This window comes from Pseudomonas sp. NY8896, assembly GCF_039634505.1.
In genome coordinates this window covers 2287918-2303240 of the sequence record NZ_CP132350.1, presented here as the reverse complement: position 1 = coordinate 2303240, position 15323 = coordinate 2287918, and the positions used below count along the sequence as shown (strand labels likewise).

At 62.2% G+C, this 15323-nt stretch carries 13 protein-coding genes; all 13 read right to left on the bottom strand.

Translation table 11 applies throughout. The annotated features are described in order from the left end of the window. Window positions 1-3: 3 nt before the first annotated feature. Window positions 4-2628, bottom strand: coding sequence for an alanine--tRNA ligase (gene alaS, locus Q9451_RS10280; RefSeq protein ID WP_041166554.1), 2625 nt, complete (start codon window positions 2626-2628; stop codon window positions 4-6). 316 nt (window positions 2629-2944) lie between these two features. Next, the gene (gene astE / locus Q9451_RS10275) at window positions 2945-3952 is read right to left on the bottom strand and encodes a succinylglutamate desuccinylase (protein WP_012273558.1); all 1008 of its coding nucleotides are present in this window, start codon (window positions 3950-3952) and stop codon (window positions 2945-2947) included. A 10-nt stretch (window positions 3953-3962) separates the two neighbouring features. Next, the gene (locus Q9451_RS10270) at window positions 3963-4253 is read right to left on the bottom strand and encodes a hypothetical protein (RefSeq protein WP_012273559.1); all 291 of its coding nucleotides are present in this window, start codon (window positions 4251-4253) and stop codon (window positions 3963-3965) included. A 14-nt stretch (window positions 4254-4267) separates the two neighbouring features. Then, complete coding sequence (gene astB, locus Q9451_RS10265; RefSeq protein WP_012273560.1) at window positions 4268-5617, bottom strand: N-succinylarginine dihydrolase; 1350 nt, start codon at window positions 5615-5617, stop codon at window positions 4268-4270. A gap of 23 nt (window positions 5618-5640) precedes the next feature. After that, window positions 5641-7104 (bottom strand): succinylglutamate-semialdehyde dehydrogenase, encoded by a 1464-nt coding sequence (gene astD, locus Q9451_RS10260; RefSeq protein WP_012273561.1) that lies wholly within the window; start codon window positions 7102-7104, stop codon window positions 5641-5643. Then, on the bottom strand, window positions 7105-8133 hold the full coding sequence (astA, locus tag Q9451_RS10255) for an arginine N-succinyltransferase (RefSeq protein ID WP_012273562.1): 1029 nt from the start codon (window positions 8131-8133) through the stop codon (window positions 7105-7107). Between the two features lie 78 nt (window positions 8134-8211). Further along, on the bottom strand, window positions 8212-9231 hold the full coding sequence (gene aruF / locus Q9451_RS10250; RefSeq protein WP_012273563.1) for an arginine/ornithine succinyltransferase subunit alpha: 1020 nt from the start codon (window positions 9229-9231) through the stop codon (window positions 8212-8214). 135 nt (window positions 9232-9366) lie between these two features. Continuing rightward, entirely contained in the window at window positions 9367-10587 is a 1221-nt protein-coding gene (locus tag Q9451_RS10245; protein WP_012273564.1) for an aspartate aminotransferase family protein, read from the bottom strand. A 307-nt stretch (window positions 10588-10894) separates the two neighbouring features. After that, a complete protein-coding gene (gene argR / locus Q9451_RS10240) occupies window positions 10895-11875 on the bottom strand; it encodes a transcriptional regulator ArgR (protein ID WP_012273565.1) in 981 nt (326 codons plus the stop codon). Between the two features lie 98 nt (window positions 11876-11973). After that, the gene (locus tag Q9451_RS10235; protein WP_012273566.1) at window positions 11974-12738 is read right to left on the bottom strand and encodes an ABC transporter ATP-binding protein; all 765 of its coding nucleotides are present in this window, start codon (window positions 12736-12738) and stop codon (window positions 11974-11976) included. Between the two features lie 22 nt (window positions 12739-12760). Next, window positions 12761-13459 carry an ABC transporter permease gene (locus tag Q9451_RS10230; protein WP_012273567.1) on the bottom strand — a complete coding sequence of 233 codons (699 nt, stop codon included), beginning with the start codon at window positions 13457-13459 and terminating at the stop codon, window positions 12761-12763. Next, complete coding sequence (locus Q9451_RS10225) at window positions 13456-14145, bottom strand: ABC transporter permease (protein ID WP_012273568.1); 690 nt, start codon at window positions 14143-14145, stop codon at window positions 13456-13458. Before Q9451_RS10225 ends, Q9451_RS10230 begins: the two co-directional genes overlap by 4 nt. A gap of 88 nt (window positions 14146-14233) precedes the next feature. Continuing rightward, window positions 14234-15019: an ABC transporter substrate-binding protein gene (locus Q9451_RS10220; protein WP_012273569.1), complete on the bottom strand. Its 786-nt coding sequence runs from the start codon at window positions 15017-15019 to the stop codon at window positions 14234-14236. Between the last annotated feature and the right edge of the window lie 304 nt (window positions 15020-15323).

The window sequence follows — 15323 nt, the reverse complement described above, 5'->3', positions numbered from 1 at the left end:
ATCTCAAAGTCCCTGCTCTGCGAATGGCACGGCCAGCGCCAGGGCCTGGTCCAGCGCGGCGACGTCGACGCCACCACCCTGGGCCATGTCCGGACGGCCACCGCCCTTGCCACCCACCGCCGCAGCGGCTTGTTTCATCAGATCGCCAGCCTTGAGTTGGCTGGAGAGGTCCTTGGTCACGCCGGCCACCAGCACGACCTTGCCCTCATGCTCGCTGCCCAGCAGGATCACTGCGTGGCCGAGCTTGTTCTTCAGCTGATCGACCAGGGCCAGCAGGGCCTTGCCGTCCTGCCCATCCAGGCGGGCGGCGAGCACCTTGGCACCTTTGACCTCAACGGCCGCGTTGGAGAGATCGTCCCCGGCGGCGCTGGCGGCCTTGGCCTGCAGTTGTTCAAGCTGCTTCTCCAGCTGGCGGTTGCGCTCAAGCACAGCCGACAGCTTGTCGATCAGGTTGTCGCGGTTGCCTTTGACCAGTTGCGCGGCTTCCTTGACCTGCTCTTCGGCAGCGTTCAGGTAGGCCAGCGCAGCGGCGCCGGTCACCGCTTCGATACGGCGCACGCCAGAGGCCACGCCGCCTTCGCTGATGATCTTGAACAGGCTGATGTCACCGGTGCGCTTGGCGTGGATACCGCCGCACAGCTCCACCGAGAAATCGCCGCCCATGCTCAACACGCGCACAGTGTCGCCGTACTTCTCGCCGAACAGCGCCATGGCGCCTTTGGCCTTGGCGGTTTCGATGTCGGTCAGTTCGGTTTCAACGGCAGTGTTCTTGCGCACTTCGCGGTTGACGATGTCTTCCAGTTGCTTGATCTGCTCTGGCTTCAGCGCTTCGAAATGGCTGAAGTCGAAACGCAGGCGCTGGCTGTCGACCAGCGAGCCCTTCTGCTGCACGTGCTCGCCCAATACCTGACGCAGCGCTTCGTGCAACAGATGAGTGGCGGAGTGGTTCAGCGAGGTGGCATGCTGCACGTCGGCATCGACCTTGGCCTCGACTGGCGAACCGATCACCAGCGCACCGCTGGCGACCACACCGTGGTGCAGGAAGGCACCGCCAGTTTTGGTGGTGTCGCGCACGTCGAAGCGTGCAGCGCCAGCCTGCAGGAAGCCGGTATCACCCACCTGGCCGCCGGACTCGGCGTAGAACGGCGTGCGGTCGAGCACGACCACGCCCTGCTCGCCTTCACCCAACTGGTCGACGGCCTGGCCGTCCTTGTACAGGGCAATGATCTTGCCTTGGGCTTCGGTGGCGTCGTAACCGAGGAATTCGGTGGCGCTGTCGACTTTAACCAGGCTGTTGTAATCCATGCCGAAGGCGCTGGCGGAACGGGCACGCTCACGCTGGGCATCCATCTCGCGCTCGAAGCCGGCTTCGTCGATGGTCAGTTCACGCTCACGGGCAATGTCGGCAGTCAGGTCCATCGGGAAGCCGTAGGTGTCGTACAGCTTGAACACCACGTCGCCCGGCACCACGTCGCCTTTGAGCTGGGCCAGGTCTTGCTCGAGGATACGCAGGCCCTGCTCCAGGGTCTTGGCGAACTGCTCTTCTTCGGCCTTGAGCACGCGCTCGATGTGCGCTTGCTGGCTCTTCAGTTCCGGGAAGGCTTCGCCCATTTCAGCAGCCAGTGCCGCAACGATCTGGTAGAAGAAGCTGCCCTTGGCGCCCAGCTTGTTACCGTGACGGCAAGCGCGGCGAATGATGCGGCGCAGCACGTAGCCACGGCCTTCGTTGGACGGCAGCACACCGTCGGCAATCAGGAAGCCGCAGGAACGAATGTGGTCGGCGACGACTTTCAGCGAGGCCTGGCCGTCATTGCTGCAACCGATGGCCTTGGCCGCGGCCGCCAGCAGGTTCTGGAACAGGTCGATCTCGTAGTTCGAGTGCACGTGCTGCAGCACGGCGCTGACACGCTCCAGGCCCATGCCGGTGTCCACCGACGGCGCTGGCAGCGGGTGCAGCACGCCATCGGCGGTGCGGTTGAACTGCATGAAGACGTTGTTCCAGATCTCGATGTAGCGGTCGCCGTCTTCTTCTGGCGAGCCGGGTGGGCCGCCCCAGATGTCCGGGCCGTGGTCGTAGAAGATCTCGGTGCATGGGCCGCACGGGCCAGTGTCGCCCATGGTCCAGAAGTTGTCGGAGGCGTACGGGGCGCCTTTGTTGTCGCCGATGCGCACCATACGCTCGGCCGGCACGCCGACTTCCTTGGTCCAGATGTCGTAGGCTTCGTCGTCAGTGGCGTAGACAGTGACCCAGAGCTTTTCCTTGGGCAGGTTCAGCCACTGCTCCGAGGTCAGGAAGGTCCAGGCGAAGGTGATGGCATCGCGCTTGAAATAGTCACCGAAGCTGAAGTTGCCCAGCATTTCGAAGAAGGTGTGGTGACGCGCGGTGTAACCGACGTTTTCCAGGTCGTTGTGCTTGCCACCGGCGCGCACGCACTTCTGGCTGCTGACGGCGCGGGTGTAGGCGCGCTTCTCTGCACCGAGGAAGCAGTCCTTGAACTGGTTCATGCCTGCGTTGGTGAACAGCAGGGTCGGGTCGTTGTTCGGGATCAGCGAACTGGAGGCGACTCGGGTATGGCCTTGCTCTTCGAAGAAGCGAAGGAAGGCTTCACGGATTTCTGCGCTTTTCATAGGTTCTTCCACGGAAACGGCGGCCCTGTTGGGCAAACACGTCGACGAAACGACGGCAAAGGGCCGCATTATATCGGTCCTGCAAGCTCGATGCAGTGTGTTTATACGATAGAAACTGTCGTTTGGACGGTTTTTCGGGCTATGCAAACGAAAATGACATGACCGGATGCTAAATCCTGTGTTTCGCCACTGGCAAGCCAATTACCGCTTATGGGAAGGGAAAATGGAACAGGCGGTGAATTAAAAGAGTTTCATGGGAATCATCACGCAAGGCCGCTCCCCAAAAAGCGACTCCCACAGCAGCAGCCATAGCGCATCAGCCTAGCCGCTGCCCCGAATCCGGCACAATCAGGATACCGGCGCGCAAACCGTTCCTGACCTTGGGGTTGGGGAAGATGATGCGCGCGCCCTCCTCCTCGACCACCCAGCGCATCTCGGCCAGGTCTTCGGCCAGCAGGTAGCCCTTGCTCAGCTCGGAGAAGTTTTCGATATCCGCCGGCAGGTGCAGGTGGAAGCTGTCGCTGTGCTTGATGATTTCACGGGAAACACTGAACAGTTGCAGGCCATCCAGCGAGCTTTCGCCTTCTGGTTCGGTCGCCTCGATGATGCGGATCAGCCGCTCTTCCAGCTTGTCGAGGTTGACCTGCTCGTTCTGGCCGAACGGGCGGGCCTTGCCCAGTTCCAGCGTGAAGGCTTCGGCATCCAGCTGTTCATAGGTGAATGCGCTGAAGGTGATGGACGACTTGCTTTGCAGCAACACCGCTTCCATACCCGCCGCCGCCAGGCGCGCCAGTTCACGACGGGAGTGCTTGCGCCCTTCTTTATAGGGATACAAGGCGAATTGTTCGATCTTCGAACCACGGATGGCGGTATGCAGGTCGTAATGCAGCCGGCTGCGCCCCGGCTTGCTGAAGAACACCCTGGCAAACTGCTCCAGCTCGGCGGCGCGCAACGCCTCGAAACCGCTGGAAAGCTCGTGACGGCCATTGAAAAGGCGGTTGATGTCCTGCTCGATGAAGCGCTCGCCCTTGCGGATTGCCACCGGGTTGCCGAACAGGAACAGCAGGCGCGCCCTGGGTTTGATCTTGCCGTTGGCCACGCCGTGCAGCAGCCGCTCCAGCAATTCGATCGGCGCCGTCTCGTTGCCATGAATGCCGGCGGACAGCAGCAAATCCAGCCCGCAATCCTCGCTTTCAGCCGGGCGCACTTCAAGCGCACCCTCCCCCAGCCAGCGCAAACGCGCGCCCTTGGGTGTCACTTGGGTCTTCTCGGCCGGTTCGTGATCGGTGAGGGTCAGCTCAAGCAATTTGCCAAGGGCGAGCATAGGTACTTCCTTAGTGGTGGTGGCCGCAGTCAGGGCCATGGACGTGATCGTCGCCTTCGCCAAGCTCCGCCGGCTCCATTTCCAGCTGCAGGCTGACCAGGTTGGTGGCCATCGGGCGCAGCAGCAGGTTGGCATATTCGGTGTCGTCTTCCTCGACATCCACACCGATCAGCAACTGGCCACGGCCGTCTTGCTGAATCCACACTTCCTTGCCTTGCCAGACCACGGCAAAGCGGGTGCAGGAAGTTTCCAGCTGGGTGCCGTCTTCATCTTCAAGGATCAGGCGCAGGGCGTCGGTCATTACAAAGTCTCTCTTCAAGGTTGGCGTTGGAACGGATACACCGAGCCCAACTTCAGGATTTGGGTCAATTCGTCCAGTGCCGTACGGCATTCCACCAGCAATTGCGGGTCGGCCAGGTCTGCTTCGCCAAGGCGATCGCGGTAATGCCTGTCGACCCACTGCAGCAGCGTGTCATACAGCGAGGCCGTCATGATAACGCCTTGATTGACCGCTGCCAGTTCCGTTTCCTTCAAAGCCACGCGCAAACGCAGGCAGGCCGGGCCACCGCCGTTCTGCATGCTCTGCTTGAGGTCGAATATCTTGACCTCATTCACCGGGCCGCCCTGGCTGGTCAACTGGCCCAGGTAGGCCCAGACCCGCTCGTTGTTGCGGCACTCTTCCGGCACCACCAGCAGCATGGAACCATCGTCGCGGCTTAGCAGCTGGCTGTTGAACAGGTAGGAACGCACCGCGTCCTCAACCGTCACCGCTGCCCGTGGCACGCAGATGGCCTGGAAGTTGCCACCCTTGCTGGCCAGTTTAGCTCGCAGCTGGCCAAGCACTGCGTCAGTCTCGAGGAACGCGTCCTCGTGGTAGAACAGCACTTCGCCGTTACCCACCGAAATCACATCATTGTGGAACACACCCTGGTCAATCACCGCCGGGTTCTGTTGAGCGTAGACCACGCCGTCATCGCTCAGGCCGTGCAGCCGAGCCACGGCCTGAGAGGCCTCCAGGGTTTGCCGCGCCGGGTACTTCTGCGGCGCCGGGTAACGGCTGTCGAAGGCACTGCGGCCGTATACGAAGAACTCCACACCCGCCTCGCCATAGGCACTGCAGAAGCGCGTGTGGTTGGCCGCGCCCTCGTCACCGAACTGTGCCACGGCAGGCAGCGCCGGGTGGTGGGCAAAGTGTTTCTCGTTGTTGAACATGGCGCCCAGCACCCGGCTGGTGGTCGGATGCTCGATGCTGCGGTGGTATTTGCAGTTGAGGTTGGCGGCAGTGAAGTGCACGCGGCCGTCTGCAGTGTCGGCACTGGGGCTTACGGTTGCGGCGTTGGCCACCCACATGCTCGAAGCCGAGCAACTGGCCACCAGCAGCGGCATGGCATCGGCGGCGGCGCGCTGGATGACTTCGGCATCACTGCCGCTGAACCCCAGGCGGCGCAGCGCGGCCACATCCGGGCGCTCCTGCGGCGCCAGCACACCTTGCTTGAAGCCCATGTCGGCCAGCGCTTTCATCTTCGCCAGGCCCTGGCGCGCCGCCTCACGCGGGTTGGACCCCTGCTGGCTGTTGCTCTGCGAAGCCACGTTGCCGTAGGACAGGCCGCCATAGTTGTGGGTTGGCCCCACCAGGCCATCAAAATTCACTTCATAGGATTTCATCGGCTAGGCTCCGTGACCTGTTGTTATAGGGTGACGCCCGGCGTCAGGGTCGCCGGCAAGGCAAGGCTGGCAGTCTCCAGCGAAGCCACGGGGTAAGCGCAGTAGTCAGCCGCGTAATAGGCACTGGCGCGATGGTTGCCACTGGCACCCACGCCACCGAACGGCGCACTGCTGGCGGCACCGGTCAGCTGTTTGTTCCAGTTGACGATGCCGGCGCGGCTGCGCAGCCAGAAGTACTGGTAGCGGGCGCGCGAATCGGACAACAAACCAGCGGCCAGGCCGTACTGGGTGTTGTTGGCTTCATCGATCGCAGCATCGAAGTCGACGTAGCGGATCACCTGCAGCAGCGGGCCGAAGAACTCCTCGTCCGGGCGCTCATCCACGGCAGTGACATCGATGATGCCAGGGGTCAGCAGTGCGGCATCGGCCTGTGGCTGGGTCATTTCCAGCAGCTTCACGCCACCTTTGGCGGCCAATTCGGCCTGAGCTGCAATCAGCGCCCGCGCCGCCTGCAGCGAAATCACCGACCCCATGAACGGCGCCGGCTGTTCATCGAACGCCCCCACCGTGATGGTTTTGCACACGTCGACCAGGCGCGCGATCAGCGCATCGCCCCAGCTACCTTGCGGCACCAGCAAGCGACGCGCGCAGGTGCAACGTTGGCCGGCGGAAATGAACGCCGACTGGATAATGGTGTACACCGCCGCGTCCAGGTCCTTGACCTCATCCACCACCAGCGGGTTGTTGCCACCCATTTCCAGGGCCAGGATCTTGTCTGGGCGCCCTGCGAACTGCTGATGCAGAAGGTTGCCGGTGCGGCTGGAGCCGGTGAAGAACAGGCCATCGATACCCGGGTTGGCGGCCAGCGCCACCCCGGTTTCGCGCGCGCCCTGTACCAGGTTCAGCACACCCGCCGGCAGGCCGGCGGCAATCCAGCAATTGACGGTCAGCTCAGCGACCTTGGGGGTCAGCTCGCTGGGCTTGAACACCACACAGTTACCTGCCAAAAGCGCCGGCACGATATGGCCATTGGGCAGGTGCCCGGGGAAGTTGTAGGGGCCGAACACCGCCACCACACCGTGGGGCTTGTGCCGCAGAACGGCCGTGGCATCGGCCAGCGGGCCGCTCTTTTCACCGGTGCGCTCGCGGTAGCTTTGTACCGAAATCGCGACCTTGTTGATCATGCTGGTGACTTCGGTCGCCGATTCCCACAGCGGCTTCCCGGTTTCCTCGCCAATGCACTGGGCCATGGCTTCGGCATGCACTTTCAACTGCGCGGCAAACTTCTCCAGCACATCAATACGCGCCTCCAGACTCAACTGCGCCCAAGCAGGGAAGGCTTGCCGCGCTGCCTGCACGGCAGCATCCACCTGGCTGGCCACTGCACCCTGCCCTTGCCAGACCACGGCTTGCGTCACCGGGTTCAGCGACTGCAGGGTTTCGCCCTGGCCGGCCTGCCAATTGCCTGCGATGTAATGCGTGGTCATTTACTGGGCCTCCCGGCTTGCCGACAGCGGCACGGCGCGCACATTGTCGCCAGCGCCCATGCGCAGGCGCTTGGCGGTCAGCGGGTCGACCACCAGGGTGCCGGCTGCCAGCCGCGCAGGTGCAGCCGTGATACGGCAGTCGTCGCGCTTGCGGTTGTGGATGATGAAAGGGGTGGCGTCATCGCCTGGCGTCCCTACCGCCAGCACCAGGGTCTGGCTCTCGCGCACGGCGCGGATCTTGGCGGTGTCGCATTCGATGGCCGGGCCCGCATCGAAGATATCGACGTAGCCCTGGTAGTTGAAGCCCTCCTGCTTGAGCATCGCCAACGCCGGCTCGGTGTCTTTGTGCACGCGGCCGATCACGTTGCGCGCTGCCTCGGACAGGAAGCAGGTGTACAGCGGGAACTTGGGCATCAGTTCGGCAATGAACGACTTGTTGCCCACGCCCGTCAAGTAGTCGGCCTGGCTGAACTCCATCTTGAAGAAGTGCCGGCCCAGGCTTTCCCAGAAAGGTGAACGGCCCTGTTCGTCAGACATACCGCGCATTTCGGCAATGATCTTCTTGCCGAACAACTCTGGGAACTCGGCAATGAACAGCATACGTGCGCGCGACAGCAGGCGGCCATTGAGGCCAGAGCGGTAGTCGCTGCGCAGGAACAGCGAGCACAGCTCGGAATTGCCGGTCAGGTCGTTGGCCAGGAACAGCGTCGGGATTTCGCGGTAGATCTTCAGTTCCTGCGAGGCGCTGACCGTAAGGCCGACCCGGTAGTTGTACCACGGCTCGCGCAGGCCTACGGCACCGGCAATGGCACTGATGCCCACCACCAGGCCTTCGTCGTTTTCCAGCACGAACAGGTAGTCGGTGTCGCCACGCTCCGCTTCGCCGCGGAAGCTTTTTTCCGCCCAGCCAACGCGATGCCCCAGGCGTTCTTCGTTGGCCGGCAGCGTGGTCAGCCCGGTGGTGCCGGTGCTGCGTGCCAATTCGATCAACGCAGGCAAATCGCTGCTGCGTACAGGACGAACGATCATGCTATCTCCTTGTGCGGCGGCATCTGCCGGCGCGAAACTCTGCTAACGCATCAATCCCGAAACGTCTGTTGCCAGACCTCAGACCGCGACCAGGCGCACGCTGGCGCCCTCGCCCACGCCCAGCGCGTCGGCTGCAGCCACGCTCAGGCTGACCGGCTTGCCGGGCACCCAGTCGAGGTCCAGCAGCACCGCGCGGTAGTCCTGCAACTGGCCGTTGCACACCAGGTACGGGCGCCCGCCCTTGACCGGGGCGTCTTCGATTTTCACCGGCGCCACCCGGCTCTGGGCGATCGAGCGAATACCCGAGGTGCGTGCGTGCAAGGTCGGGCCGCCGTCGAAAATGTCGATGTAGTGCTCGGTCTCGAAGCCTTCACGCATGAGGATGTCGAAGGTGATTTGCGCGCGCGGGTGCACCTGGCCCATGGCTTCCTGCGCCAAGTCAGGCAGCAGCGGCACGTAGATTGGGTAGTGCGGCATCAGCTCGGCGAGGAAGGTACGGCTCTTGAGCCCGCACAGGCGTTCGGCGTGGGCATAGTTGAGGTCGAAGAAATTGCGGCCGATGGCATCCCAGAACGGCGATTCGCCCTGTTCGTCGCTGTAACCGACGATTTCGGTTACCACCGAGTCGGCGAAGCGTTCCGGGTGCGCGGCCATGAACAGCAGGCGACCGCGCGAGTTGAGCTCGGCCCAGCCACTGTTCACCAACTCCGGCAACACATAGAAGCTGGTCAACAAGCTGTTGCCGGTCAAATCGTGGCACAGCGACAGCACGTGGATCTTGTTGTGGATCTTCAGCTCGCGCGAGGCGTGCACGAAGGTCTCGTTACGAAAGCTGTAGAACGGCTCGGAGTAGCCGGCCGAAGCGACGATGGCCGAACAGCCGACCAGCTTCCCGGTGTTACTGTCTTCGAGCACGAAAAAGTAGCTTTCTTCACCGTTGAAGCTGACCTCGGCGGCGAAGGATGTCTCGGAGGCGGCAATCTTGTCGCCCAGGCGAGCAGTGTCGTCCGGCAGCGAGGTGACACCAATGGGGCTGTCTGCAGCCATGCGCTGCACTTCGTTCAGATCAGCCATTTGCGCGGGGCGCATCACCAGCATGGTGTCACTCCTTTGGAATACGGGCCGCTGACGGCGGCACGGATAAACGGCAGGCGCTTGGGCACCTGCACTGGAATCGGGTATCGCCGGCCCGGTTCAGCCATGGCTGGGACCGGCGAGAGGACCGCAGGCGGGTCAGCCTTGGGTCAGTGTGGCCACGGCGCGCTCGAAGCGGTCCAGGCCTGCATCGATGTCGGCGTCTTCAACCACCAGGCTTGGCGCGAAGCGGACCACGTCCGGGCCGGCCTGCAGCACCATTACGCCTTCTTTCTCGGCCGCGTTAAGCACGTCCTTGGCCTTGCCTTGCCAGGCTTCGGTCAGCACGCAACCCAGCAGCAGGCCGACACCACGCACCTGGGTGAACAGGTTGTACTTCTGGCCGATCTGCTCCAGGCGGGTTTTGAAGCGTTCGTGCTTGGCCTTGATGCCGGCCAGGGTTTGCGGGGTGTTGATAACGTCCAGCACCGCACAGGCAACGGCGCAGCCCAGTGGGTTGCCGCCATAGGTGGTGCCGTGGGTGCCAACGGCCAGGTGCTTGGCCAGCTCGGTGGTGGTCAGCATGGCACCGATCGGGAAGCCGCCGCCCAGGCTCTTGGCGCTGGTCAGGATGTCCGGGGTCACGCCGTAATGCTGGTAGGCATACAGCGAGCCGGTGCGGCCCACGCCAGTCTGCACTTCGTCGAAGATCAGCAGGGCGTTGTGCTCGTCACACAGCTTGCGCGCGCCTTCCAGGTAGGCCTTGTCGGCCGGCACCACGCCACTTTCGCCCTGGATCGGCTCGATCACCACGGCGCAGGTCTTATCGGAAATCTGCGCCTTCAGTGCTTCCAGGTCGTTGTAGGGCACGTGGCTGATACCGGTGATCTTCGGGCCGAAGCCGTCGGAGTACTTCGGTTGGCCACCGACGCTGACGGTGAACAGGGTGCGACCGTGGAAGCTGTTCACGGTGGCGATGATTTCGTGCTTTTCAGGGCCGAAGCGATCATGGGCAACGCGACGGGCCAGCTTGAAAGCAGCCTCGTTGGACTCGGCGCCAGAGTTGCAGAAGAACGCGCGGTCGGCAAAGGTAGCGTCCACCAGCTTGTGAGCCAGGCGAAGGGCCGGCTCGTTGGTGAACACGTTGGATACATGCCAGAGGGTGTTGGCCTGTTCGGTCAGGGCCTTGACCAGTGCCGGATGGCAGTGACCCAGGGCGTTTACCGCGATACCACCGGCAAAGTCGATCAACTCGCGACCCGACTGGTCCCAGACGCGGGAACCCTCGCCTCGCACAGGAATGAAGGCCGCCGGAGAATAATTGGGAACCATGACCTGGTCGAAATCGGCACGTTGCACCGGGGCTTGCTCAACGGACATCTGAGTCTCCTGAAGAGGAACGCTGGCCTGGAAGTGGCGAGCGATGGGGGGATTGTAAGGACTGATCCGCGCCTGTCCTTGCGGCCAAGCGACAACTTGTTACAGCGCAAAACCCTGTTTGGACAAGGTTTTCGGCAATGCGACAAACACTGTCGCAATCGCGCAGTGTACGGGAGAGAGGGGGCTGGGTGAACGGGTGTTCACATAGGTTTGTGAGGGGCAGGATGTCCGACGATGTTCGTCTGGCGCCTGTGAGATCGAGCGCTGCCTTCACCCCCAAGCCATACGCCCGGAATCCCCCGAAAGATCAGCCTTTTTCGGCAGGCGCCGAACTCAGCTCGAACGGGCTGCTGCTGCGCCGCTGGTTACGGTCTTCCCGTGGCGTTGCACCAAAGAAGTTGCGATAGGCGCTGGAAAAATGCGGCCCCGAAGAGAAGCCACAAGACAACCCGATCTGAATGATCGACTTGCTGGTCTGCATCAGCATTTGCCGCGCCTTGTTCAGCCGCAGCTCCAAATAGTACTGGCTGGGCACGCGGTTCAGGTACTGCTTGAAAATGCGCTCCAACTGCCGACGCGACACGCAAACATGCTGGGCAATTTCGTCGGTGGTCAGCGGCTCTTCGATGTTGGCTTCCATCAGCAGCACTGCCTGAGTCAACTTGGGATGGCTGGACCCCAGGCGGTTCTGCAGCGGAATTCGCTGGCGCTCGCCACCCTCGCGAATGCGCTCGACCACCAGCTCTTCCGACACCGCCCCGGCCAGTTCCGCCCCGTGATCGCGCGCCAGCACCGCCAACAGCAGGTCAGTCACGGCCATGCCGCCACAGGCGCTAAGGCGGTCACGATCCCAATCGAACAAGTGGCTGGTGGCGATCACTTTAGGGAAGCGTTCGGCAAAATCATCTTGCCAGCGCCAGTGCACCGCAGCGCGGTAACCATCGAGCAGCCCCAGCATTGCCAAGGGATACACCCCGGCAGACAGGCTGCCGATCATGCAGCCACTGCGCGCCAGTTGCTTGAGCGCCGCCGACAAGGCAGCCCCCATCGCCGCAGGCGGCTCATCCGCCAGCAGAAACAACTTGTGGCAACCCTCCAGGCGGCCGTTCCACGGTTCGCCCGGCAGACGCCAGGCGCCATCCTGCGCAGGTTCAGCCTGCAGGAAGGACAACTCGTAGATCACATCCGGATGCACCCGCTGCGCCACCTGCAACACTTCCTCGGCCAGCGCCAGGGTCAAAGGCCTGGTGCTGGGCCAGATGAGAAAACCGATTCGCTGGGTGGTCATAGGGTGCGGTCCGAAACCTGAGGTCGTTCTAGTCTGTGCGCCGGGTCAGGCTGCGCTTGCCGCGCAGCATGCCCTATTCTGGTGCAAAAATGCAGCTTTTACTTCAGGCTGCCGGAGAGGAACTGCTTCAGGCGCTCCGACTGCGGGTTGGCCAACACTTCACGCGGGCAGCCGGTTTCTTCCACCAGGCCTTTGTGCAGGAACACCAGCTGGTTGGACACCTCTCGAGCAAAACCCATTTCGTGGGTCACCACCACCATGGTCCGGCCTTCCTGGGCCAGCGCCTGCATCACTTTGAGCACATCACCTACCAGCTCGGGGTCGAGCGCCGAGGTCGGCTCGTCGAACAGCATAACCTCCGGCTCCATCGCCAGCGCCCGGGCAATTGCCACACGTTGTTGCTCACCACCCGACATATGCCCAGGGAAAGCATCCTTGCGGTGAGCGACACCGACCTTGGCCAGGTAGTGCTCGGCCTTCTCCAGCGCCTCCTTGCGGCTCACGCCCAGCACGTGCACCGGGGCTTCGATGATGTTCTCCAGCGCGGTCATGTGCGACCACAGGTTGAAGTGCTGAAACACCATCGAAAGGCGCGAACGCATGCGCTGCAACTGACGCGGGTCGGCAGCCTTCAGCGCGCCGTCCTTGCCGGCGACCAGCTTGAGCTCTTCGTTGTTGAGCAGGATCTTGCCGGCGTGCGGCTGCTCCAGCAGGTTGATGCAGCGCAGGAAGGTCGACTTGCCTGATCCGCTGGAGCCGATGATGCTGATAACGTCGCCGGCCTTGGCCGCCAGAGAAACGCCCTTGAGCACTTCGTGGCTACCGTAGCGCTTGTGCAGGTCTTGGACTTCGAGTTTGTACATGCTGTCGATTCTCACAAAGCGGTCAGTGCTTGCGCGGCGCCAGGTAGCCGAGCCAGCGGCGTTCGGCCATCTTGAACAGGCGCACCAGGATGAAGGTCAGGCACAGGTAGAACACGCCCGCCGTGATATAGGCCTCGAAAGGCAGGTAGTACTGGGCATTGACCGTGCGTGCGGCACCGGTGATGTCGATCAGGGTGACGATCGACGCCAGGCTGGTGGTCTGCAGCATCATGATCACTTCGTTGCTGTACTGCGGCAGCGCCCGGCGCAGGGCCGACGGCAGCAGGATGCGGCGGTACATCTTCATGCGCGACATGCCCATGGCCTTGGCCGCCTCGATCTCGCCGTGCGGCGTGGCCTTGAGGCTACCGGCGATGATTTCGGCGGTGTAGGCACTGGTATTGATGCCGAACGCCAGGCAGGCGCAGAAGGTGGCACTGGACAGCAACGGCCAGAAAATACTTTCGCGCACGGCCTCGAACTGAGCCAGGCCATAATAGATCAGGAACAACTGCACCAGCATCGGCGTGCCGCGGATCACGTAGGTGTACAGCCATGCAGCCAGGTTGACCACAGGCTGTTTGGATACCCGCATCAGGCCCAGTGGAATAGCCGCCAGCAGGCCGAAGAACAGCGAGATCGCCAGCAGCTTGAGGGTGGTCAGCAGCCCGCCGAAATACAGCGGCAATGCCTCCCAGACCACGTTGTAGTCAAAGATCATAGTTCAGCCACCTTGACGCCTACCGAGTAGCGGCGCTCCAGATACTTCAGGGCCAGCAGCGAGACACTGGTCAGCACCAGGTACAGGGCCGCCACCGCCAGGAAGAAGGTGAACGGCTCGCGGGTGGCATCCGCCGCCTGCTTGGCCTTGAACATCATGTCCTGCAAACCGACCACCGAGATCAGCGCGGTAGCCTTGGTCAGTACCAGCCAGTTGTTGGTGAAGCCAGGGATCGCCAGGCGAATCATTTGCGGCACCTGGATGCGGAAAAATACCTGACGATTGCTCATGCCATAGGCCACGCCCGCTTCGGCCTGGCCTTTGGGGATACCCAGGAACGCGCCGCGGAATGTTTCCGACAGATAGGCGCCAAAAATGAAGCCCAGCGTACCGATACCTGCAATCAGCGGGTTCAGGTCGATGTAGTCTTCGTAGCCGAGCAGCGGCGCCACTCGGTTGATGATGTCTTGCCCGCCGTAGAAGATCAGCAGGATCAGGACCAGGTCCGGAATGCCACGGATCACCGTGGAATACAGATCGCCCAGCCAGGCCAGCCAGCGCACCGGCGACAAGCGCAGCGCTACGCCGATCAGGCCGAGCACGATGGCCAGGGCCATCGACGACAGGGCGAGCTGCAGCGTCAGCCACGCCCCGTCGAGGATGACTGCCCCGTAGCCTTTCAACATGATGAGGTCCTCGACCTAGAGAATGAAAAATGGTGCAAACCTCAGAGCCTCTGCTGTTTGCACCATTGCACAGGTGAAACCCGACGTCTTAGTTCGAGTCTGGACCGTAGATGTCGAAGTTGAAGTACTTCTTCTCGATTTCTTTGTACTTGCCGTTTGCACGGATGGCGTCGATGGCCGCGTTGATACGATCGACGTTGGCCTTGTCGCCCTTGCGCACGGCGATGCCGATGCCGTCACCAAAGTACTTGGCGTCGGTGAAGGCCGGGCCTACGAAGGCGAAGCCCTTGCCGGCGTCGGTCTTGAGGAAACCGTCTTCCAGCAGGGTGGCATCGGCCACGGTACCGTCGAGACGACCAGCCGCCACATCGAGGTAGATTTCGTTCTGGGTGCCGTAAGGCACCACGGTGGCACCTTTGGCGCCCAGCACTTCCTTGGCGAAGCGATCGTGGATCGAGCCGCGTTGCACGCCAATCTTCTTGCCTTTGAGTTCATCCAGGCTGTCGCTGACAGTGGTGCCGTCCTTCATGACCAGGCGCGCCGGGGTCAGGTAGTAGCGCTTGGTGAAGTCAACCGATTTCTTGCGGTCATCGGTGATCGACATGGACGACAGGATGGCGTCGATCTTGCGCACTTTCAGCGCCGGGATCAGGCCGTCGAACTCCTGCTCGACCCAGGTGCACTTGGCTTTCATCTCTTCGCACAGGGCGTTGCCGATGTCGTAGTCAAAACCTGCGATGCTGCCGTCAGGTTGCTTGAAGGCGAAGGGTGGGTAGGCGGCTTCGATGCCGATTTTCAGCGGTTTTTCATCGGCCTGCGACACCAGGGAAAACACAGACAGCGCCAGGGCGCCAAGCAGTGCGAGCTTCTTCATCAGGTAACTCCATCGGTACGGGGCAATACAAGGCAGGTAACGGCTGCCCGATATGCGAATGAGTACAACGCGAGCCGCGCAGGGTTCGACCAAGGCCGCATACCACGAGCGAGTGAGTGGCATTTTAACGACAGCCCGGTAGTCGATATTTCTTCAAAGCGACAACTACTTACAGAAGCGCCTGAAACCGCTGCGGGCGATGTTGACAGCCGTTGCAAATTATGCAAAAGCGCAAGAAATAGAACCTTTAGACCTAGCAATTCCTGGGCCTATTATTGGCAAAGCCTTGTACTACGGCAAGTGT